A 25,027-nucleotide genomic window follows, 5' to 3' on the forward strand; every position below is an offset into this window, starting at 1 on the left:
TTATAAATTGAATAAAGCGGTTAAACAAAACTGCTTTATATTATAAAATCGTTTATAAAAGATTTTGGGGAAAATAAAATGGTTTATCAAAACCATAACCAAAAACTGCCAATACTGTTATTAAAAAAATTAACACCATATATTATGAACCAAAAAATTGACAATTTAGCCGCAGACAACATAAGAGCGCTGGCTATATCTATGGTAGAAAAAGCAAATTCAGGACACCCGGGCGGTGCCATGGGAGGCGCTGATTTTATGCATATTTTATACACTGAATACTTAGATTTTGACCCAACCCAGATGGACTGGCCATTCAGAGACCGTTTCTTTATGGATGCGGGACACTTATCGGCTTTGATGTATGCACAATACTATTTATTAGGAAACTATAAAAAAGAAGACGTACAGCAGTTCAGACAATGGGGTTCGGTAACGCCGGGACATCCTGAAGTTGATGTTTTAAGAGGAATCGAAAACACCTCGGGACCATTGGGACAAGGGCATGCAATGGGTGTTGGAGCTGCCATCGCTGCTAAATTTCTTGATGCCAGATTCAAAGGACTTTTTGAACATAAAATATACGGTTTTATCACTGACGGAGGGGTTCAGGAAGAGATTTCGCAGGGAGCAGGAAGAATCGCGGGACATTTGGGATTGAACAATTTTATCATGTTCTATGATTCAAATGATGTGCAGCTTTCTTCTATGACCGATGAAGTGACTTCAGAAGATACTGCCATGAAATACAGAGCTTGGGGATGGAACGTAATCACGATAGACGGACACGACCATTCGGAAATCCGAAAAGCATTGGATGCAGCCAACCAAGAAACCGAAAGACCAACCTTGATCATCGGAAAAACGATTATGGGCAAAGGCTGTGTTACTGCTGACGGCTCTATGTATGAAGGCGAATGCGAACTGCACGGAAAACCTATTGGTGACACCAAAGCTGATTACATCAAAACATTGCTGAACCTCAAAGCCAATCCAGAAGATCCTTTTGCCATTTTTGAAGATGTAACTTCACATTATGCTGCTATTTTGTCCAAAAAAGCAGAAAAAGCTTCTGTCAAAAAACAGAAAATTGCCCAATGGGAGAATGAAAATCCGGCATTGGCACAAAAAATGGAATTGTTTTTATCCGGAAAATTACCCGAATTGGATTTAAGCAGTGTGGCTCAAAAACCAAATGCAGCGACTAGAGATGCTTCGTCTGCAGTGCTGGCCTATTTGGCTGAAAATGTTGAAAACATTATCGTTTCTTCGGCAGATTTATCCAACAGCGACAAAACGGACGGTTTCCTGAAAAAATCATCTGTTTTGCAAAAAAATAATTTCAGCGGCGCCTTTCTGCAGGCTGGAGTTGCCGAATTAACCATGACATCAATTGCCAACGGTATTGCGCTGCATGGCGGTGTAGTTCCGGTAGTGGCGACATTTTTTGTGTTTTCAGATTATATGAAACCGGCTATCCGATTGGCTGCCATTCAGGAACTTCCAGTAAAATATGTCCTGACGCACGACTCGTTCCGAGTGGGAGAAGACGGGCCAACGCACCAGCCTATTGAGCAGGAAGCGCAAATGCGTTTATTGGAAAAAGTAAAAAACCATTCGGGACACCAAAGTCTGCTTGCTCTGCGCCCTGCCGATGCCATCGAGACTTCTGTGGCTTGGGATATGGCTTTGAAAAACACCAAAACGCCAACGGCTTTAATCCTTTCCAGACAAGGGATAAAAGATATTCCAGCTGCTAAAACTTCAAGATATGATGAAGCAGCGGGAGCTAAAAAAGGCGGTTATTTGGTGAAAGAAACTGCAAATCCAGACATCACCTTAATTGCAAACGGATCGGAAGTTTCAACGCTTATCGATGCTGCCGTGATTTTGGAAAAAGAACAAGGTCTAAAAATAAACATCGCTTCCATTATTTCCGAAGGCTTATTTAAATCACAGTCTAAATCATATCAAGAAAGCATTATCCCGAAAGGAAAACTGGTTTTCGGACTTACTGCAGGACTTCCTGTAAATCTTGAAGGCTTGATTGGCGATAGCGGAAAAATAATTGGATTAGATCATTTTGGCTATTCTGCACCGGCTGCCGTTTTGGATGAAAAATTTGGATTTACAAGCCAAAGCGTTTGTGTTGAAATAGTAAAATATATTGAGGAAAGTGCTCAGATATTGAGCAATTAAGATATTAAAATTCTGAGATACTAAGCAAAAAACTTAGAATTTTAGTATCTCAGAAACTTAGCAGCTTCAAAAAAAATTAAAAACTTAGAATCTTAGAAACTTAGATTCTTTAAAAAACAAAAACTATGAAATTTTTTATCGATACAGCAAATTTAAAAGACATCAAAGAAGCCAATGATTTAGGAGTATTGGACGGTGTAACCACAAACCCTTCACTAATGGCGAAAGAAGGAATCACAGGAGCCGACAATATCATTGCGCATTATGTGAAAATATGTGAATTGGTTGATGGCGACGTAAGCGCCGAAGTGATTTCGACTGATTTTGCAGGAATGGTTGCCGAAGGAGAAAAATTGGCAGCATTGCATCCTCAAATCGTGGTTAAAATTCCAATGATTAAAGACGGAATAAAAGCCATCAAATATTTTTCAAACAAAGGGATCAGAACCAACTGTACATTAGTATTCTCTGCAGGTCAGGCATTACTTGCCGCCAAAGCTGGTGCAACTTATGTATCACCATTTATCGGAAGGCTTGATGATATTTCTACAGACGGACTGCAGCTGATTGAAGACATCAAATTGGTTTATGACAATTATGGTTATGAGACTCAAATACTTGCAGCTTCTGTGCGTCACGTCATGCATATTATAAATTGTGCCAAAATTGGTGCTGATGTAATTACTGGACCATTGAGTGCAATCGAAGGTTTACTAAAACACCCGCTTACCGACAGCGGATTGGCAACTTTCTTGGCGGATTACCAAAAAGGAAATAGTTAGAACTAAAATACCTTTAAAAAAGACTCCCTTAGTCTATCTAATACATATTCTTGTATTATGTCTATGTAATAAAATAATAGGGCAATCAATTGTCCTATTATTTTATATTAGCCCTTCATCATTTTTTCAAGACTAGATCATAACCATAAATCAGCAAAATGAAAAACATATTATCCTCCTTGATTATCATGTGCTTTTGTTTAAGCGGTCACGCTCAAAATTTCCAAAAAACAAGTCATGGGATTAAAACTGTTGCCAATGGCAATACTGTTGAAATACAATTTTATAGTCCGTCTATTGTGAGAGTCATCAAATTCCCTGTAGGTAAATCTTCTTACTCAAAAGAAAGTCTTTCAGTAGTTTTAAATCCTTCTCAAACAACTTTTACAGCCAAAGAAGACAACAAATTTATACTCTTAAAATCAGATAAATTAAACATAACAATAAATGCTTCGTCTGGAGATATAACATTTGGGTCAGCTTCAGGAAAGCCACTGTTAAAAGAAAAACCTGAGGGAACAAAATTTGTCCCTTTTAACGATGCCGGAGTTAATACGTATAATGTGTATCAATCCTTCAGTTTAGATAAAGAGGAACCTATCTATGGTTTGGGTCAGCATCCAAGAGCTGATTTAAACCAAAGAAACCAAAAATATCATCTGGAACAGGGAAATACTGACGATGCTGTAACCTTTTTCCAATCCGTAAAAGGTTATGGACTGTATTGGGACAACTATTCTCCGACCGAATTTACGGATGATACAAACGAAACCTCTTTTAAATCAGAAGTTGGAGATGCTGTAGACTACTATTTTATGTATGGAGGCAATGCTGATGGAGTAATTGCCAATATGAGAGAACTAACGGGTAATGCTCCAATGTTTCCATTATGGACATATGGTTTTTGGCAGAGTAGAGAACGTTATAAAAGTCAGAATGAAATAGTAAATGTGGTAAAAAAATACCGCGAGCTGGGAGTTCCACTGGATGGTATTATTCAGGATTGGCAATATTGGGGTAATAATTATCTATGGAATGCCATGGATTTCTTAAATCCAGAATTTTCGGATCCTAAAAGAATGATAGAAGATATTCATGGTCTTAATGCCCATATGATAATTTCGATTTGGTCATCTTTCGGACCAGAGACCAAACAGTACAAGGAAATGAACAAAAAAGGAATGCTTTTTAATATAAGAACTTGGCCTGAATCGGGCATAGAGACTTGGCCTCCTAATCTTGATTATCCTTCGGGGGTAAGGGTATATGACCCTTATAACCCTGAAGCACGCGATATTTACTGGAAATATGCCAACGCCAGTTTGTTTGCCAGAGGCATCGACGGATGGTGGATGGATTCAACAGAACCCGACCATTTTGGAGCAAAACAGGAAGATTATGATACCCAAACATATCTAGGCTCATTCCGTAAAGTACGTAATGCCTTCCCGCTGATGACTGTAGGCGGTGTGTATGACCATCAGCGCAAAACTACTTCTGACAAACGCGTATTTATCCTAACTAGGTCTGCCTTTGCGGGGCAACAACGTTATGGAGCCAATACATGGTCAGGTGACACAGGTTCTAGTTGGGAAACACTTCGCAATCAGATACCGGCTGGTTTAAATTTTACACTTTCTGGAATTCCGAATTGGAATTCGGATATAGGTGGTTTTTTTGCAGGAGCATATAATACCGGAAACGGAGGAACAGGCTCTAAAAACCCTTTATTTCAGGAACTATATGTTCGCTGGATCCAGTTCGGCACCTTTAATGCTATGATGCGTTCGCATGGTACAGATGTCCCGAGGGAAATATATCAATTTGGGAAAAAAGGTGAACCTATATATGATGCTATAGATAAATTCATCAACCTGCGTTATGCATTATTGCCATATATCTATTCTACTTCATGGGAAGTTACCAACAAACAGTCTAGTTTTATGCGTGCTCTTTTTATGGATTTTGCAAATGACAAAAAAGTTTGGAATATTAATAATCAGTACATGTTTGGTAAATCCATTCTTGTAGCTCCAATTGTCCAAGCCCAATATACTCCAGAAACTATAGTAAAAGTAAATGAAGAAACTGGATGGGATAAACAGGATTCTAAAGGAAATGATGCAAAAACCACTGTAGACTTTACTTCAGAAAAAACAAATAAAGTATATCTGCCTGAAGGTACTGTTTGGTACGACTACTGGACAAATGAGAAGTTTAATGGCGGTCAAGAAATTACAAGAAAAACGGCAATTGACATGATTCCACTTTATATTAAGGCGGGAGCCATAATTCCTCTGGGGCCACAAGTACAATATGCAACTGAGAAAAAATGGGATAATCTTGAAATAAAAGTATATCCTGGTGCAGACGGCACTTTTACACTCTATGAAGACGAGTTTGACAACTACAATTATGAGAAAGGAGCATACACGGAAATAGAATTTTTATGGAGTGATGCATCGCAAAAATTAACTATTGCCAATAGAAAAGGATCATACAAAGGAATGCTTCTAAATAGAAAATTTACTATTATACTGTCTTCTGGACAAAAAAAAGCAGTAAATTATGATGGTAAAAAAACAGTAGTGAAATTTTAGATTACACAGTAAAAAAAAAATGTAACCTGAGTTTTTTCATTTTTTAAAACTTAAATTTTGTCCAACAAAAAAAGGAAGTTTCTTCGATAGAAACTTCCTTTTTTATTTATTTCAGGAATTAAAACTAATTAACTCTTCTTAAAAATTTATAGCAAAATCATTCAAGAGTTTAGCATCATATTTCTCTTTGTCAAAAGTATAGAGATAAGAACCTTTTCTTGATGATGTCATGTCTTTCTCATCCAATTTTATCAGGATATCCAATGAATTTATTTTGCTGATAAAATTTCTCTTATCAATTTCTTTGTCCAAAATCGATTCATACAGTTTAAGCAGCTGGCTCATTTTGAATTTTTCGGGCAAAAGTTCAAAACCAACTGGTTTCATAGATGTTCTGTAACGTAATCTTCTAATCGCATGGGCTAACATCTTATCGTGGTCAAAAATCAATTTTGGCACTTCAGAAACACTAAACCATTTGGCATGATAATTCTGAATCAATTCAGCATTATGGTTTTCAATATTTATCAAAGCATAATAAGCAACCGAAATTGTTCTTTCAACCGGATCACGGTCAATTTCACTATACGTGTAAAGCTGTTCCATATAAATATCATTAAATCCTGTATAGGTATTTAAGACCCTAATGGCAGCATCATCTAATACCTCTTCTTTCTTAAGAAATCCTCCCATTAATGACCATTTTCCTTTTTCGGGTTCAAAATCCCTTTTAATCAAAAGAATTTTCAACCCTCCTTCATCAAATCCAAAGATGATACAATCGACCGCTAAAAGAACTTTATCTTCAGTACTATAACTATTTAACATATTTACATTTATATATAAGCTGTAAATATAAGAACTTCCTCAAAACTACCAAATTAATTTAGTGTGGTTTACACACTAATACTGGTAAAACCACATAAAACACATCTTAAGTTATTGATTATCTGAATTTTTAATTAAAATTACAGCTTTTTTCACAATAGATTAAGTACTCAATCAAACAATCAAATTTGTAATAAAACATCCAACTACAGACTGCTTTTCGAACATAAAAGATATAATTAAGTGTTAAAAATACATTTAAAGATGTTTTTTATCACTTTTTAAGAGCAAAAAAGGAATGATTTCACATTTATTTAACAGGTTAAATACTATTTTTTTTAATAAAAATTTAAGAAATAAAAAAAAAGTTGAATCGGTCAAAAAAAATCATTTAAAAACATAATGTATTGATTTTCAATGTATTAATTATTTCGAAAACGTTTTTTGTTTCTAAAAAATACACATATTCTTTCATTTTCAGAAATATTTTAGGATATCCATTTTTTTTTCCGTCTTTTTTTATCAGATTAATTTGTTTTTATGCTTTTTTTTTATTTAAATTTACAAATGTAAAAACTACACTTATAATTAACCCAAAATGCAATCAGTATGACAACAAACCACAGATTATTTTTTTATTGCAATTTTTTATTGCCTAAAAAAGAATGGCTAATAGCATTATTTATGATGCTATTTAGCACTTATACCGTATCAGCTCAACAAGCCAATACAGTATCAGGAAAAATTACATCCGAAAAAGACGGCTTGCCTCTTCCAGGAGTAAATATCTTAGTAAAAGGAAGCTCTACAGCCGCTTCTACAGGATTTGACGGACAATATTCTATTAATGCAAAACCAACAGATGTCCTTGTTTTCTCATTCATAGGATTTGAAACTAAAGAATTAACAATTGCTAACCGCACAGAAATCAATTATGCTTTAAAAGATGACACCAACAAATTGAATGAAGTAGTTGTAGTTGGGTTCGGAACACAAAAGAAAGCAGATTTATCAGGAGCTGTAAGCGTTGTTAGCTTAAAAGATGCTAAAACAATGGTTACTTATGATGCTGCAAAAATGCTCCAAGGACAAGTAGCTGGTGTAACAGTACAATCATCTGGAGAACCAGGAGGATATGTTAATATAAAAATTAGAGGGATTTCATCTTTTTCAAACAACAACCCCCTTTTCGTAATTGATGGCATCATGGTAGAAGCTCCTAACGATTTTGCACCAGGTGATATTGAATCGATGCAGGTATTAAAAGATGCCGCTTCTGCAGCTATTTATGGTGTGCGCGGAGCCAATGGAGTAGTAATTATTACTACCAAAAAAGGAAAAACAGGAAAAATGAGTGTTGGATTTAAATCTATTACAGGATTCCAACAAGTACAAAAAAAATGGTCAGTAACAGACAGAGTAGGATACCAAACGATCACTAGTGCGGCTGAAAAAAATGCAGGATTATCAGTAGCACCTGGAAATAATCCAACAAGTCCATCATATATCAGCAATGTAAATACTGATTGGCAAGAAGAAGGATTTGGCACAGGAGTTGTACAAAATCAATCCATAACACTTAGCGGTGGAGCTGAATCTTTAGCATATAATATGAATTTGGATTATTTTGATAATGACAGTTATCTTAAAACTCCACAAGAATATAAAAGATATTCTATGAATTTGAATTTGTCAGGAAAAAAAGGCAGATTAAGTTACGGCTCAAAAATTGCATATACGCAATCAGGCAAGGAAACTTTCAATAGTTATGTCGGGGAATCTGCTATTGCAAGTTTAATAACTGCAATACCTACAATGCCTGTATATGATTCTAACAGATTAGGCGGATACGGCGGAACTGATAATGCAACTCAAAGAGCTATTTCGATGAACGTTATTGGATTTAACAACTTACTTACCAATACTGGCAACAGAAATCGTTTTATCGGAGATGTTTGGGGACAAATTGAAATCGTAAAAGGCTTAAAATACAAAATTGATGCTAGTTACGACAGAACAGATATGCAAAACAGATTGTTTATACCGCCAAGTGATTTAGGATGGTATTATATTACTACTAATGATGAAGCTTCACTAAACGTAAATAATGCAAACCAGACAAACACTATTCTTAACAACTTATTGACGTATGAAAAAAGTTTTGACAAACATAAATTTGATGTTTTAGCTGGACTAATTGAGACACGTAATGACTACTACAACCATTGGTCAAGAGGCGTAGGTTATACTCCTGGAGAAATTAGCCATATAGAATATGCAGATGCTATTAGTGCTGGAGAATACGAAAACCACATTACAGGTAAATCTTATATCAGCAGACTTAATTATTCATTTGACGATCGCTACTTGGTACAAGCCAATTTCAGACAAGATAAATCATCTCTTTTTGGTGAAAACTATAACAAAGCTAATTCATATTCATTCTCAGGTGCATGGAAAATAAGCAATGAAAAATTCATTCATTTACCAGAATGGTTTAACACTTTAAAACTAAGAGGAAGCTGGGGTAAATTAGGCAACAACACCTTAGGGCCTTACCAATTTGCTACAACAGTGAATCGTTTTGCAGGATATGATTATAATAATACTTTGGCGAATGGTACAACTGTGGTAAGTTTAATAGACCCAGATCTACGTTGGGAAACATCATATACGAGTGACGTAGCATTAGAGTTCGGTCTATTCAACAATGATTTACAATTTACTACAGAATACTTTAGTAAAAAATCTGACGATCTTTTAATTGGCGTTCCTTTACCATATTCTACAGGTGCATTTCCTGCCTCTATAACCACTAATGGAGGAGCTATGAACAACAGCGGTTTTGAATTTTCAGCAACATACAACAATTCACATCATGAGTTCAAATATGGTTTTTCGGCTAATATAGGTACTTTAAAGAATGAAGTTACAAAAATTGGTATTAATGAGAATAATCCAATTTATGGTCTTGTGGCAAAAACTGCAGTTGGAAGATCAGCAGGTGAAATTTATGCCTATCAAACAGACGGTATTTTCCAAAATGCAGCCGAAATCGCAGCGGCTCCAACACAAACAAATGCAGGTATTGGGGATATCCGTTTCAAAGATATTAACGGTGATGGAAAAATTAATGATCAAGACAGAACTTACCAAGGTTCGGCAATTCCAAAATATACTTATGGAACAAGTTTTAATGCAAGTTATAAAAACTTTGATTTCACAATGCTATGGGTAGGTTCCGGCGGTAATAAAATATTTGATGCAATGTACCAAAACTTAATGGCTGGACAATATGGCAATCACAGTACTGATGAACTTAATTATTGGACTCCAACAAATACTAATACAAATGTTCCTCGTCCAATCATTGGAGATCCAAATGGAAATAATAGAGAATCAAATCGTTTTATCGAAGATGGAGATTATTTCAGATTACAAACTCTAGAAATTGGATATCAAATACCAACTCCTAAAGACTTTTTTATCGAAAAAGCTAGGATTTATGTAAATGGCCAAAACTTATATACATTTACTCATTACAAAGGCTACGACGCTGATTTTAACAGCAATGACGGTTTGAGATCAAGAGGGTTTGACGCTGGTTCTTTCCCAAATCCTAGAACACTTTCGTTAGGACTTGACGTGAAATTTTAAATTTAGCTAACCAATTAAAACGAATTAAAATGAAACATAAAATATATAAATATGCGGCTGGTTTTTTCACGCTTGCATTAATAACAACTAGTTGTGTTAGCGATGATGCCTTAACTCAATTAGACCCAAATAATGATTCTGTAGATAAATTCTGGACAACAGATCTAGATGCTCTACAAGGAATTGATGCCTCATATTCAAGTTTATTAACCGATGGAACGTATATGAGAAGTACTCCATTACTATTAGACTTAAAAGCAGATGATACTCGAAGTAACAGTCCTTGGGGATCTATGTACAATGTAGGCCGTTTCAATTCTAATGTAACAGATGCTGCCATTTATGGATGGTGCTATGAAACATGCTATCAAGGTATATTTAGAGCCAATCAGGTTTTGACTAATGTACCAAAAATTAATTTTACTGACGCTGCTCTTAAAGACAGAATCCTCGGACAAGCTTATTTCTTAAGAGGATTGTATTTATTTCACATGGTAAACATGTTTAAAAACGTACCAGTACCTACAGAAATAGCAGTTTATTACCCTCAAAAAACACAAGAAGAAGGATGGAAACAAGTAATTTCTGACTTTAAAGCTGCAGCTGATTTATTGCCTACAACTTATGCAGGAATAAATGGCATCGACACTAAGGATACACAAGGACAAACAATAAAAGGACGCGCTACCAAAGGGGCAGCACTAGGATACTTAGGAAAAGCATACTTATTTACAAAAGATTTTGCGAGTGCAAAAACTACTTTCAAACAAGTAATTGATCTAGGAGTTTATTCATTAGTATCAAATTATCGTGATAACTTTACAGATACAAACGAGAACAATTCAGAATCTCTATTTGAGGTTCAGTTTAGTAGAGCAGCAGGCGGCGTTGGACTAGGATGGGGAGGAATTCCAGCATCAGACTGGGGTAAAACGTCAGCAAGAGCAATTACTTATGCTCCAAGAGCTTTTGGATGGACAGACGTACAGCCAACTTGGGCATTATATAATGAATTTCATGATGAGTTAACCACTTCTGGAGCTGTAGATCCGCGTTTGGACGCTACAATGTTCTACAACAAACCTGGAACTAAACTTTACGGACAAGATTTTGCTGCTTTTTATGCTGGTAATGCCGCAGATTTAAATGATTTATTCTGTAGAAAGTACGAGAATTCAGACGGAGGTTATGCAAACGAGTATGACTGGCGTTCAGGAATCAACGAGCGTTTATTACGTTATGCTGATATATTATTAATGTATGCTGAATGTTTGAATGAAACTGGAGATACTCCTGGAGCGTATACTTACATCCAAATGGTTAGATCCCGTGCAGGCTTACCAAATTTAAGCACTGCAAAACCAGGACTAAGCCAAGCAGCAATGAGAGAACAAATAGGACATGAAAGATTCTTAGAATTCCCTCTTGAAGGTCACCGTTTTGATGATATTCGTCGCTGGGGCTGGTTGGAAAACCCTACCAAACTAGCATGGCTAAAAGCAAGAGACGTAGAATTCAATTCGTATGCTGCTGGAAGAGAATATTTCCCAATACCGCAATTAGACATGGACAATAACCCAGGAATGACACAAAATCCAAGTTATTAATATAATTATTTGAGTTAGTTAAATTATTTGAGTTAGTTGAGTTTTAAAATCATGTGGTAGCCCCAAAAAAGGATACCATGTGATTTTATAACATAAAAACTAATCAAAAAAAACAAATTTTAATTAAAAAATACTAATAAAATATTTTATGAAAAACACAAAATCTATTGCTTATATTTTATTATTTGGAATGCTTATCGCAAGTTGTCAAAACGAAGAAGCCAGTACTCCTTCATCAGTTATCAGTGGTACACCTACTGGTACGGTAGCAAAAACTAAAAGCATTACTGCAAAGACAGTAACTGGAACTGTAGCATCGCATGATCCTAGTACAATTGTAAAAAGCGGAGTGAATTATTATGTATTTACCACTGGAGACAATATTCCAATGACATATTCGACCAATTTAATTAATTGGACTTGGGGAACATCTGTTTTCACTTCTACTCCAAGTTGGATAACCAATTATGTTCCTGGTTTCACAAAAACATATTGGGCTCCTGATGTGGCTTGGTTTAACAATCGTTGGAACATGTATTATTCGTGTTCTACATTTGGTTCGGCTACTTCTGCAATTGGTTTAGTAACAACACCTGCTATTTCGCAAAGTGCAGGAACAACCTGGACAGACAGAGGACGAGTAGTTTCATCCACCTCATCATCAGACGTAAATGCTATAGATCCTTCTATTTTGGTAGACGGTTCCAATGTCTATATGGCGTATGGCTCTTGGCACGCAGGAATAGGCGTGGTCCAAATTACTCCGTCAACTGGAATGCCAATAGGAACTAGAACAATTGTTGCTGGCGGAAACGCAGCCTCTTGGGAAGCGCCTTGTTTAATCAAAGAAGGAAGCTATTATTATATGTTTGTAAACCGTGGCAACTGTTGTCAAGGAGTTAACAGCACTTATTACATTGTTGTAGGCCGTTCTACTAGTCCGTTTGGCCCGTTTGTTGACAAAAATGGCGTAAACCTAACCGCTGGCGGAGGCACAACAGTATTAGCAACACAAGGAAACTATATTGGACCTGGACATTTATCAAGAATTACAGGTACTCAAAAAGGATCTGTACATTATTATGACGGTGCCGACAGTGGCAATCCAAAACTAGAAATTGTTTATTTTGCATGGTCAAACGGATGGCCAGCGCTTACATATTAAAATTATATCAATCCATTAAAATAAATATCATGGGGTTAACTCCACAAAAGAACCCCATGATTTTATAAATTAGAAACAACATGAAAAAGACATTCTTATTATTATTAGTTTTAGCTTTTTGCAATCAATCCAGTTTTGCTCAAAAAGAAACTACAGCACTTACTATTAAAAATACTGCAGATGCTCCAACAATCAACAAAAATATCTATGGTCATTTTGCAGAACATTTAGGAAGATGCATATATGGCGGCTTTTTTGTGGGTGATACTTCTAAAATACCAAATACTGCTGGTGTCCGCAATGATATTGTTAAGGCATTAAAAGAGTTAAAAATTCCAAATTTAAGATGGCCAGGCGGCTGTTTTGCAGACACCTATCACTGGAAAGACGGTATTGGACCAAAAGAACAAAGACCAACTATCGTAAATAAATGGTGGGGTGGCGTAACCGAAGACAATAGTTTTGGAACACATGATTTCCTAAATATGTGTGAACTTCTTGGAGCTGAACCATATTTGTCAGGAAACGTAGGAAGCGGAACGGTTCAGGAATTGGCTGATTGGGTTCAGTACACCAACTTTGGAGGCAAAAGCCCGATGAGTGATTTGCGTAAAAAAAATGGAAGAACAGAACCTTGGAAAGTTAAATTCTGGGGAATCGGAAATGAAGCTTGGGGTTGCGGAGGAAATATGACCGCAGATTATTATGTGGGTGAATATAGAAAATTTGCAACCTTCATGTCCGATTGGGAAAACACAGGAGGTTTAACCCGCATTGCTTCCGGATCAAATAGTTCCGATTATAATTGGACCGAAACCTTAATGAAAGATATTCCCCTAAATATGTTGGGAGGAGTTGGAGTACATCATTATGCTGTAATTAATTGGGATAAAAAAGGAGATGGAACAGATTTTTCTGAAGACGGATATTTCCATACGATGAAATCAGCTTTAAAAATGGAAGAGCTCGTGACTAAACACGCGGCTATCATGGACAAATACGATCCTAAGAAAAAAGTAGCGATGATTGTAGACGAATGGGGTGCATGGTATGAAGTGGAAAAAGGGACAAACCCTGGTTTCTTATACCAGCAAAACACCATGAGAGATGCTGTTCTGGCTGGAGCAACACTAAATATTTTCAACAACCATGCAGACAGAGTCCGTATGGCGAACTTGGCACAATGCGTAAACGTTTTACAAGCTGTAATCTTAACTGATAAAGCAAAAATGATTACAACTCCAACTTATTCTGTAATGAAAATGTACAGTGTACATCAGGATGCCCAATTATTGCCAGTAACTTTTCAATCGCCATTATACACTTTTAATGGAGAAACACTTCCTGCAATATCTGCATCAGCTTCAAAAGATAAAAATGGTGTAATTCACATCTCATTAGTAAATGTTGATGCACAAAAAACAAACAAAATAGAAATTGATATAAATGATCTTGGTGTTAAAAATTTCACTGGAACAATATTAACAGCAGCTAAATTGCAGGATTACAATTCATTCGAAAACCCAAACAAAATTATACCAACAGTTTTTAAAGGTTTCGAAAACAAAAAAGGAAAACTTGAAATCACTATTCCTCCTTTCTCAGTAGTTGTTTTAGAAGGAAAATAAAAACACACAAAATGAATAAGTCAAATTCAATTTTAAGGTTAATGTTAAATACTGCAATTCTATTGTTAGTATTTACTGTGGCTAGCTGTTCTAAAGGAGATGATCCGGCACCAGACCCAACTCCTACGCCAACTCCGACCCCTACTCCTACTCCAACATTTGCAGGACCTACCTATGCAGATAATTATTCATCGATAGCTTCTTGGAGTACTAATTCGCAATGGAATTTAGCCAATGTGCATGATCCATCAGTAGCCAAATGTGGAGATTATTATTATATGTACCAAACAGATGCTTCCTACGGAAATGCAACTGATGGTCACGGACATTTTTTCTACAGACGTTCCAAAGACCTTATTACTTGGGAATTTATGGGTTCCTCAATGACCTCTGCACCAGCTTGGGTAAAGGATTCTTTGAATAACAAGAGAGCCCGTATGAATCCGGCTCTGCCTGCCATCACAAGCCCTAATTATGGATATTGGGCTCCTTGTGTCCGTAAAGTGGGCAGTAAATACCGTATGTATTATAGCATTGTAGTCGATAATCCAATAATCGGCACCAGTTTTGACAACTCTTGGAGTGAAAGAGCCTTTATTGGTTTGGCAGAAACCGATGATTTAGCCACAAATGTTTGGACAGATAAAGGAATGGTCGTTTGTTCAGAACCAGATGGCGTAAAACCATATTCGTTTACCGGTACAAGAAACTGGGAAGATGCTTATTTTAAATTTAATGCAATTGACCCTAGTTTTATTGAAACTCCTGAAGGAGAGCAATACTTAATTTATGGTTCTTGGCATTCGGGCATCGCTGCCTTAAAACTGAATCCAACAACAGGAAAACCAGATCAATTGAAAACCCTTGCCGATTATGGGACTCGTATCGCAACACGCAGTGCGACCAGCCGTTGGCAAGCATCAGAAGGTCCAGAGATAATCTACAACTCCGATACTGGCTATTATTATTTATTTTTAGCCTATGATGGTTTGGATGTACCCTATAATACCAGGGTTTGCCGTTCCAAAAATATTATAGGACCTTTCATGGGAATCAACGGTGCAAATGTAACCACTGGTGCCGATTGCTGGCCAATGCTGACACATCCTTATGGCTTCAATAATCATACAGGCTGGGTAGGAATTTCGCATTGTGCTATTTTCCAAAATCCTGAAACAAAACAGTGGTTTTACTCTTCACAAGCACGTTTGCCAAAAGATGTGCCGGGAATTGCCGTATCAAATGCGATAATGATGGGACATGTTCGCGAAATCCAATGGACTGAGGACGGATGGCCAGTAATAGCACCTGAGCGTTATGCCGGTGTGCCAGCTACTACCATTACCGAAGCCTCTTTTATTGGAACATGGGAACAAATCACTATGAATTATCAATATGCAACCATTCAAAAATCGGCTACTATTTATTTAACTGCTGACAAAAAAGTGAGTGGAGGCGTTTCTGGAACATGGTCGTATGACAGTACTGCTAAAACATTGACCGTAAATGGTGTAAAATGCAAAGTAAATGATGCTTGGGACTGGGAAAGCGCTACGCGCAAAGTAACGCTTACTTATTCCGGACTTACTGGAGCCGGCATACCAGTGTGGGGCAAAAAAATAAATTAATCTTTTACTATCAAAACCCTTTTTTAAGCTTTAAAAAAGGGTTTTGAATTTCAACAAACCCCCGTTTTCATAAATTCTGTTTCTAATGAAAAATATTTTTATCCCAATCCTTTCTTTTGTTCTGATGACATCAGTCAAGACAACAGCACAAGATAAAACTTTGGCTTCCGCCAATGGACAAAAAAAAGCACCAGTCGCCAATAATCCGATTATAAAAGACAAATACACCGGAGATCCTGCAGCTTTAGTTTACAAAGACAAGGTGTATCTCTATGCAGGCCATGATGAAGCGCCAAATGATTTCAATTTTTATAAAATGAACGAATGGCTGGTGTATTCCAGTTCCGACATGGTGCATTGGCAAGAACATCCCGTTCCGCTGAAAGTGACTAATTTCGCTTGGGCAAAATCCGATGCATGGGCGGCTCAAGTCATTGAGCGCAATGGAAAATTTTACTGGTACGTTACTGTTGAACATGGAACTATTAATGGAAAAGCGATTGGAGTTGCAATTTCAGACAGTCCTACAGGGCCTTTCAAAGATGTACTGGAAAAAGCTCTTATTACCAATGACATGACAACCCAAACCAATATTAGCTGGGATGATATCGATCCAACAGTAATGATTGATGATAATGGCCAAGCTTATCTTTTCTGGGGAAATACCGTTTGCCATTATGTCAAATTGAAAGCAAACATGACCGAACTCGATGGTCCAATCCAAACCATTTCTTTACCAAATTATACTGAAGCGCCTTGGATTCACAAACACAACAACTGGTATTACTTGTCGTATGCTTATCAGTTTCCAGAAAAAATAGCCTACGCAATGAGTAAATCCATCAACGGCCCTTGGGAATACAAAGGAATCTTAAATGAACTCGCTGGGAACTCAAACACAAACCACCAAGCGATAATCGATTTCAAAGGAAAATCCTATTTCATTTACCACAATGGAAGTATCGAACCCAGTGGCGGGAGTTTTAGAAGATCTGTTTGTGTGGATAGTTTGTTTTATAATAAAGATGGAACTATAAAACGAGTGATTATGACAACTGAAGGGATAACGGAGTAGGCAGTACTCAGATTGCAGTTAGCAGTTTTCAATAAACTGAATTGTACTGAATATTAACAACCAAAAAAACATTAAAACTTATATTTTCTTAAATGACTATATGTTTAAAAAAGCAGCACAAATGAAACCACATAAACACATAACACTCCTATTCTTTTTAATTGCTTCAATTGGCACATCATCATTTGCCCAAGACGTTACCGTTCATGATCCCGTGATGATTAAGCAGAAAGACACTTACTACTTATATTGCACTGGAAAAGGCATCAGCGTTTTCAGTTCCAAAGATTTAAAAAACTGGAATAAAGAGCCTCAAATATTCGCAGAAAAACCTACTTGGGTGGATGCAGTGGTTTCTGGTTTTGACAATCATATCTGGGCACCAGACATTTCTTTTCACAACAATAAATATTATTTGTACTATTCCGTTTCCACTTTCGCAAAAAACACTTCGGCGATTGGCGTGACAACCAATACTACATTAGACCCAAAAGACCCTGCATACAAATGGGTAGATCAAGGAATTGTCATACAATCGATTCCGAATAGAGATCTTTGGAATGCCATCGATCCTAATTTGACATTCGACGAAAACAACACGCCTTGGCTGGCATTTGGTTCTTTTTGGGAAGGATTGAAAATGGTCAAATTGAATCCTGATTTAAAATCAATTGCACAACCGCAGGAATGGCATACAATCGCTAAACGCAAAAGAACATTCGAACTTGCTGATTCGGATCCAGGTGACGGTGCTCTTGAAGCTCCTTTCATTTTCAAAAAGAACGGTTATTATTATCAGTTCCTATCGTGGGATTTGTGTTGCCGAGGAGAAAAAAGCACTTATAAAGTAGTCGTAGGAAGATCCAAAACCATTACAGGCCCTTACGTGGACAAAGACGGAAAATTATTGACCGAAGGCGGTGGAACTTTATTAATTCAAGGGGACAAAGATTGGTTCGGAGCTGGACACAACAGCACCTACACTTTTGACGGGAAAGATTATATCATTTACCACGCCTATGATGCCAAACAAAATGGAAGGCCATTGCTACAAATAAAGGAATTGAAATGGGACGTAGATTTATGGCCAATGCTTTAAGAAAAGAAACTAAGTTGTTAAGATTCTAAGTTAGGAAAAAGTTTATTACCCTCTTAAAGTTACCTGCATAATCATAGAAACTTAGTGTCTTAGATTCTTAATAAGTATAAAATTATTTTAAAAATGTATTTTATACACTTATTTTATTTACCTTGCACGCTACAAAAAAATCATGTCTTAATTACATCAAAAAATATTAAACTAATTACATTAAAATTCGAATAATGAAACCAAATTTAATTACCAAAATAACCCTTTGCGGACTATTGCTAAATGGTATTTATGCCAATGCACAGCAAACAACTCTTGAAGTAAACACCAGCAAAACGATTACCAAAATTCAGCCAACGATGTATGGAATCTTTTTTGAGGACATCAACTTTGCAGCCGATGGAGGTTTGTATGCCGAAATGGTAAAAAACCGCTCATTTGAATTTGATGATCCTTTAATGGGGTGGAATCAGCCAAAAAGCGATAAACATAATTTAAATACCGAATCTGGAATCGCTGTTCCTGTTCAATTCTCAAAAAAGGGGAACAATCATAATTATTGCCGAATTACAGTAAAAGAGGCTAAAGGCTATGAAATCATCAATGAAGGTTTCAGAGGAATGGGAATTAAAAGCGGAGCAAAATACAATTTGACACTAAAAGCATCCAAAGAAGCAGGAAATATTTCGAAGATAATTATTCAATTCATTGGAAAAGACAATCAAGTTTTAGGCGAAACAAGCATTGTTCCTACTGCTTCAGATTGGAAAGAATACACTGCTCAGCTTACTCCAACAGCCACAGAAGCAAAAGCAAAATTGCGTTTTACTTTTGAAGGAACAGGAACTATTGATTTAGATATGATTTCATTATTCCCGGAAGACACTTGGAACAATAGAAAAAATGGTCTTCGCAAAGATTTAGTGCAATTACTATATGATATGAAGCCTGGCTTTTTACGTTTCCCAGGCGGCTGTATTGTTGAGGGAAGAACTCTGGCACAACGTTACCAATGGAAAAAAACAGTTGGAGAAGTTGACAATAGAGAAAGCTTAGTAAACCGTTGGAATACAGAGTTTTCACACAAACCAACACCTGATTATTTTCAGTCTTTTGGTTTAGGATTTTTTGAATATTTTCAATTATCCGAAGATATCGGAGCTAGTCCATTACCAATTTTAAGTTGTGGAATGGCTTGTCAGTTCAATACAGGCGAGTTAGTTCCTATGGATCAATTGGATCCTTATGTGCAAGATGCGATTGACTTAATTGAATTTGCCAACGGAAGTGTAGATACTCCATGGGGGAAAGTTCGTTCGGATATGGGACACCCAAAACCGTTTAATTTGAAATTTATTGGAGTCGGGAACGAACAATGGGGAACAGATTATATCGAGCGTTATAAAGTGTTTGAAAAAGCAATCAAAGCAAAGCATCCAGAAATTAAGATTGTTTCAGGAAGCGGACCATTTCCCGAAGGAGATTATTTTGAGTATGCACAATCAGAACTTAAAAAATTGAATGCCCAAATAGTAGATGAGCACTATTATAAAGATCCAAAATGGTTTAGAGAAAATGCAACCCGTTACGACAATTACGACCGTAAAGGGCCGAAAATTTTCGCAGGAGAATACGCGGCACAAACAGTAGCCATTGCAAGTCCTGATAACAAAAACAGCTGGGAATGTGCTTTTTCTGAAGCCGCTTTCATGACTGGGATGGAACGTAATGCTGAAGTAGTTCATCTTACTTCGTATGCTCCTTTATTTGCACACGAAGAAGGCTGGCAATGGACGCCGGATATGATTTGGTTTAATAATTTAGAGTCCTTTGGCACACCAAATTATTATGTTCAAAAATTATTCGCAAACAATAAAGGAACTGATTTATTAGCTATTACTAAAGACGGAAAGGCACTTATTGGCCAAAATGATTTATTCGCATCAGCAGTAAAAGATTTGAATACCAAAGAAGTAATCGTAAAAGTTGTCAATACATCTGCGAAAGCACAAGACTTAAGTATAGATTTAAAGGGCAGCAAGTTACAATCAAAAGGAATCGTCATTACGCTTACGAGTCCAAATACTAATGATGAAAATTCATTTGCTTCACCTAAAAAAATCAGCCCGACTGAACGTGAATATCAATTGAAAGGCGAAAAAGCAACTTTAAATGTTCCTGCCTATTCTGTGACTGTTTTAAAACTGAAAATTAAGTAGCACAATAGCATTAACAAGCATTCTGTTATTTTTTTTTAAACATGGCAAAAAATACTAACATTCTTAGGTTTTATCAATAATTGCAATGTCAAAAAAATTAAGTGTTTAATACACACTTATTAAATAATTATATATATATTTGTACCTATATAAAAAGAATCGTGATGAAAAATTATGTAATAGGATTAGATTATGGCTCAGATTCTGTTCGCGCAGTATTGATAGACACTGAGAATGGACAGGAATTAGCGTCAAGCGTTTGTGATTACAAGCGATGGAAAAACAAAGAATATTGTAATGCCTCAATAAATCAGTTTCGCCAGCATCCTTTAGATCATATCGAAGGGTTAGAAACCACTATAAAATATGTAGTCGAGAACAGTAAAATAGATTCTTCGCTTATTCGAAGCATTTGTATCGACACTACAGGATCTTCACCAGTACCGGTTGCCGAAGATGGAACACCATTAGCGTTGACCAAAGGTTTTGAACATAATCCAAATGCCATGATGGTTTTATGGAAAGATCACACCGCGATAAATGAAGCGAACGAAATAAATGAATTGGCAGCCAACTGGGGTGGAGAAAATTTCACAAAATATGAAGGAGGAATTTATTCATCAGAATGGTTTTGGGCAAAAATTTTACATGTTTCAAGAGAAGACGAAGCTGTAAAAAAAGCAACTTACACTTGGATGGAGCATTGCGATTTAATGACGTATTTATTAATCGAAAATAAAGATTTAAAAACCTTCAAAAGAAGTCGCTGCGCCGCAGGTCACAAAGCAATGTGGCACGAAGACTGGAACGGATTGCCGCCAGAAGAATTTTTAGGACAATTAGATCCATATCTAGCTACTCTTCGCGGAAAATTATATAATGAAACCTATACATCCGATTTAGTTGCAGGTAATTTAAGCCAAGAATGGGCAACACGATTAGGACTTTCTACTGATACCGTTATTGCAGTAGGAACTTTTGATGCACATTCAGGAGCTGTGGGAGCCAAAATAGACGAACACACTTTGGTTCGTGTAATGGGAACCTCAACTTGTGATATTATTGTTGACACTAAAGAATCTATCGGAACAAAAACTGTTCGCGGAATCTGCGGACAAGTTGATGGATCAGTAATTCCAGGTTATATCGGATTAGAAGCTGGACAATCTGCTTTTGGAGATTTATTGGCTTGGTACAAAGAATTATTATTGTGGCCAACAGATAATTTATTAGCTGCTTCAACCCTTTTGACTGATTCTCAAAAAGAACAGTTGAAAACTGAAATCAGCGACAAATTAATCGTGCAGTTAACCGCCGAAGCAGAGAAAATCCCGTTAACGGAAAGCATACCAGTTGCCTTAGACTGGATTAACGGGCGACGAACTCCAGATGCAAATCAGGAACTTAAAAGCGCTATTGCAAACTTATCATTAGGAACAAAAGCACCGCATGTATTCAAATCATTGGTAAATGCGATTTGTTTTGGTTCTAAAAAAATTGTAGATCGTTTTGAAGAAGAAGGCGTACGTATTGACACAGTAATCGGTATTGGCGGTGTGGCGCGTAAATCGCCATTTATCATGCAGACATTGGCCAATGTGTTGAACAAACCAATCAAAGTAGCTTTATCAGATCAAGCCCCTGCATTGGGAGCAGCCATTTATGCAGCCGTTGCCGCTGGAATTTATCCAAACGTAATTGAAGCGAGCCAAAAAATGGGAAGCCCTTTTGAAAGCGAATATACTCCACAACTTGATAAAGTAGCGGCTTACAACAAATTGCTTTTAGCATACGACCAATTAAGCGTTTATGCTGATCCATCTATTAAAAAAAGAAAAAATGAGTTCACAGTATAAAGATTTAAAACAAGAGTGTTACGAAGCAAACATGCAGCTGAATGCATTGAATTTAGTAGTTTATACTTTTGGCAACGTAAGTGCGGTTGACCGCGAAAAAGGTGTTTTTGCAATTAAGCCAAGCGGCGTGCCTTACGAAGACTTAAAACCTGAAGATATAGTGATTGTCGATTTTGACAACAACGTTATTGAAGGAAGCTTACGCCCTTCTTCGGACACCAAAACACATGCATATTTATACAAAAACTGGCCAAATATTGGCGGTGTTGCACATACTCATGCCACATATTCTGTAGCTTGGGCACAATCACAAAGAGACATTCCGATTTTTGGAACCACCCATGCCGATCACTTAACCTCTGATATCCCCTGTGCTGCCCCAATGAACGACAGCTTAATCGAAGGAAATTACGAGCATAATACGGGTATCCAAATTTTGGATTGTTTTAAAGAAAAAAACCTTTCGTACGAAGAAACAGAAATGGTTCTGATAGGAAACCACGGTCCTTTTGCCTGGGGGAAAAACGCAGCCAAAGCCGTTTACAACAGTAAAGTTCTGGAAGTAGTAGCCGAAATGGCTTATCTGACTTTGCAGATCAATCCTAATGCCCCACGATTGAAAGATTCTTTAATCAAAAAGCATTACCAACGCAAACATGGAAAAGATTCCTATTACGGACAGTAAACGAAGAAGGTTTAAATTGTTTAAAAGTTTAAAATTGTTTAATTGTGCAATCGTAAAATTTTGAATCGATTAGAAGCAAAACGATTAAACAAATAAACAGTTAAATGACAAACTTTTTAAATCTTAAAAGACTTAAACAATTTAAACCCTTAAACAATTAAATAATTAAACAAAATATAATGATAGATATATCTCAAAAAGAAGTTTGGTTTGTAGTAGGAAGCCAAGAATTATACGGACCAGAAACATTATTAAAAGTTGCAGAACATGCTGCAATTATGGCTAAAGGATTTGACGAAGCATCTCAAATTCCAGTAAAAGTGGTTTGCAAAGACACTTTGAAATCACCAAAACAAGTATTGGATTTATGCTTAGAAGCTAACTCAGCTAAAAACTGTATCGGAATCATCACTTGGATGCATACTTTTTCGCCAGCAAAAATGTGGATTGGCGGTTTAAGTATTTTGAATAAACCATTGTGCCACTTACATACACAATACAATGCCGAAATTCCATGGGCAACTATCGATATGGATTTCATGAACTTGAACCAATCGGCTCACGGAGACAGAGAATTTGGTTTTATGATGTCTAGAATGCGTAAAAAACGCAAAGTAATCGTAGGACACTGGCAAGAAGACAGCGTTTTGACAAAACTAGGAAACTGGACAAGAGTTGCACTTGGATGGAATGAACTGCAAAACTTAAAAGTAGCTCGTATTGGAGATAATATGCGTGAAGTTGCGGTTACAGAAGGAGATAAAGTAGAAGCTCAATTGCGTTTCGGAATGTCTGTAAATGGATATGATTCATCTGATGTGACTAAACATATTGAAAAAGTAACCGATAAACAATTGGCTGATTTATTAGCAGTTTATGAGGCTTCTTATAACTTGACTCCATCACTTTTAGAAGGCGGAGCGCAAAGACAATCTCTAGTTGACGCTGCAAAAATTGAATTAGGATTAAGAGCTTTCCTTGAAGAAGGAGGTTTTGGAGCATTTACTGATACTTTTGAAAACTTAGGAGTTTGGAAACAACTTCCTGGTATTGCAACACAGCGTTTAATGGCCGATGGATACGGTTTTGGAGGTGAAGGCGACTGGAAAACTGCAGCAATGGTTAGAGCATTAAAAGTTATGAATGTAGGTCTTGAAGGAGGAACTTCGTTCATGGAAGATTATACATATCACTTTACTCCTCAAAAATCATACGTCTTAGGATCGCACATGTTGGAAATCTGTCCATCTATCGCTGACGGAAAACCATCTTGTGAAGTGCATCCATTAGGAATTGGCGGAAAAGAAGATCCTGCTCGTTTGGTATTCAACTCGCCTGCTGGTGATGCAATCAACGTATCGTTAGTAGATATGGGAACCCGTTTTAGATTAATCGTAAACGAAGTAACTGCAGTGAAACCTATGGCTGAATTGCCAAAACTTCCAGTAGCACGCGTGTTATGGGATTGTAAACCAAACCTTGATATTGCTGCTACAGCTTGGATTCTTGCAGGTGGTGCACACCATACTGTTTACAGCCAAGCGGTAACTACTGAGTTTATGGAAGATTTTGCTGATATCGCTGGTATCGAATTATTAGTTATCGATGCAAATACGACTATCCGTAATTTCAAAGATACTATCAATGCAAATGAAGCTTATTTCCATTTGTTTCAGCATAAGCTTTAATGAATTGTGAGTGGTGAACTGTGGTAAATGGCAAAAAAATGCCTGTAAATATACCATGCTTCTCCATTGGAATGTCTATAAAATTTTATTTAGTTAAGTTAGTTAGCTAAACTCCAGCAGGTTTTAAAAATCCTGCTGGAGTAATTTTTAATTAGAGTTGAATTTACTTTCTCTCATTTTAAAATTGAATCTGTAGGTTAACCCGAGTTCGCGTGAGGGATTAAAGTGGAGCTCTTTTTTCTTTATCAATTGCCTCGGGTTTAAACCCGAGGCAATTGATAAAGAAAAAAAGCGGGAACGGAAAGCCCGACCTGTAGTCT

15 protein-coding genes are annotated in these 25,027 nt (G+C 36.7%); 14 read left to right on the forward strand and 1 reads right to left on the reverse strand.

What is annotated here, in order from left to right; genetic code table 11:
* The first annotated feature begins 144 nt into the window (after positions 1-144).
* From CLU83_RS15620 to CLU83_RS15630, 3 genes are all read left to right on the forward strand, one after another.
* Entirely contained in the window at positions 145-2,199 is a 2,055-nt protein-coding gene (locus CLU83_RS15620; protein WP_100433771.1) for a transketolase, read from the forward strand.
* 125 nt (positions 2,200-2,324) lie between these two features.
* A complete protein-coding gene (fsa, locus tag CLU83_RS15625; protein ID WP_100432461.1) occupies positions 2,325-2,981 on the forward strand; it encodes a fructose-6-phosphate aldolase in 657 nt (218 codons plus the stop codon).
* A 158-nt stretch (positions 2,982-3,139) separates the two neighbouring features.
* Complete coding sequence (locus CLU83_RS15630; protein WP_100432462.1) at positions 3,140-5,581, forward strand: TIM-barrel domain-containing protein; 2,442 nt, start codon at positions 3,140-3,142, stop codon at positions 5,579-5,581.
* Between the two features lie 138 nt (positions 5,582-5,719).
* On the opposite strand, the gene CLU83_RS15635 is transcribed toward CLU83_RS15630, so the two are convergent.
* Positions 5,720-6,409 carry an NUDIX domain-containing protein gene (locus tag CLU83_RS15635; RefSeq protein WP_100432463.1) on the reverse strand — a complete coding sequence of 230 codons (690 nt, stop codon included), beginning with the start codon at positions 6,407-6,409 and terminating at the stop codon, positions 5,720-5,722.
* Between the two features lie 684 nt (positions 6,410-7,093).
* Between CLU83_RS15635 and CLU83_RS15645 the strand changes: the two genes are divergently transcribed.
* From CLU83_RS15645 to araA, 11 genes are all read left to right on the forward strand, one after another.
* A complete protein-coding gene (locus CLU83_RS15645; protein WP_157802114.1) occupies positions 7,094-10,066 on the forward strand; it encodes a TonB-dependent receptor in 2,973 nt (990 codons plus the stop codon).
* Between the two features lie 29 nt (positions 10,067-10,095).
* Positions 10,096-11,673 (forward strand): RagB/SusD family nutrient uptake outer membrane protein, encoded by a 1,578-nt coding sequence (locus CLU83_RS15650; RefSeq protein WP_100432466.1) that lies wholly within the window; start codon positions 10,096-10,098, stop codon positions 11,671-11,673.
* Between the two features lie 148 nt (positions 11,674-11,821).
* Positions 11,822-12,838, forward strand: coding sequence for an arabinan endo-1,5-alpha-L-arabinosidase (locus CLU83_RS15655; RefSeq protein ID WP_100432467.1), 1,017 nt, complete (start codon positions 11,822-11,824; stop codon positions 12,836-12,838).
* Between the two features lie 80 nt (positions 12,839-12,918).
* Positions 12,919-14,466: an alpha-N-arabinofuranosidase gene (locus CLU83_RS15660; protein ID WP_100432468.1), complete on the forward strand. Its 1,548-nt coding sequence runs from the start codon at positions 12,919-12,921 to the stop codon at positions 14,464-14,466.
* 11 nt (positions 14,467-14,477) lie between these two features.
* Positions 14,478-16,094 (forward strand): arabinan endo-1,5-alpha-L-arabinosidase, encoded by a 1,617-nt coding sequence (locus CLU83_RS15665; RefSeq protein ID WP_100432469.1) that lies wholly within the window; start codon positions 14,478-14,480, stop codon positions 16,092-16,094.
* A gap of 85 nt (positions 16,095-16,179) precedes the next feature.
* Positions 16,180-17,169, forward strand: coding sequence for a glycoside hydrolase family 43 protein (locus CLU83_RS15670; protein WP_100432470.1), 990 nt, complete (start codon positions 16,180-16,182; stop codon positions 17,167-17,169).
* 121 nt (positions 17,170-17,290) lie between these two features.
* The gene (locus tag CLU83_RS15675; RefSeq protein WP_100433772.1) at positions 17,291-18,268 is read left to right on the forward strand and encodes an arabinan endo-1,5-alpha-L-arabinosidase; all 978 of its coding nucleotides are present in this window, start codon (positions 17,291-17,293) and stop codon (positions 18,266-18,268) included.
* Between the two features lie 224 nt (positions 18,269-18,492).
* Positions 18,493-20,478: an alpha-L-arabinofuranosidase C-terminal domain-containing protein gene (locus CLU83_RS15680; protein WP_100432471.1), complete on the forward strand. Its 1,986-nt coding sequence runs from the start codon at positions 18,493-18,495 to the stop codon at positions 20,476-20,478.
* A 164-nt stretch (positions 20,479-20,642) separates the two neighbouring features.
* Entirely contained in the window at positions 20,643-22,334 is a 1,692-nt protein-coding gene (locus CLU83_RS15685; protein WP_100432472.1) for a ribulokinase, read from the forward strand.
* Complete coding sequence (locus CLU83_RS15690) at positions 22,318-23,019, forward strand: L-ribulose-5-phosphate 4-epimerase (protein ID WP_100433773.1); 702 nt, start codon at positions 22,318-22,320, stop codon at positions 23,017-23,019. The genes CLU83_RS15685 and CLU83_RS15690 overlap by 17 nt, the downstream gene beginning before the upstream one ends.
* Positions 23,020-23,198: 179 nt before the next feature.
* Entirely contained in the window at positions 23,199-24,707 is a 1,509-nt protein-coding gene (gene araA, locus CLU83_RS15695; RefSeq protein WP_100432473.1) for an L-arabinose isomerase, read from the forward strand.
* The last annotated feature ends 320 nt before the right edge of the window (positions 24,708-25,027 follow it).

The organism is Flavobacterium sp. 1, assembly GCF_002797935.1.
Lineage (GTDB): Bacteria > Bacteroidota > Bacteroidia > Flavobacteriales > Flavobacteriaceae > Flavobacterium.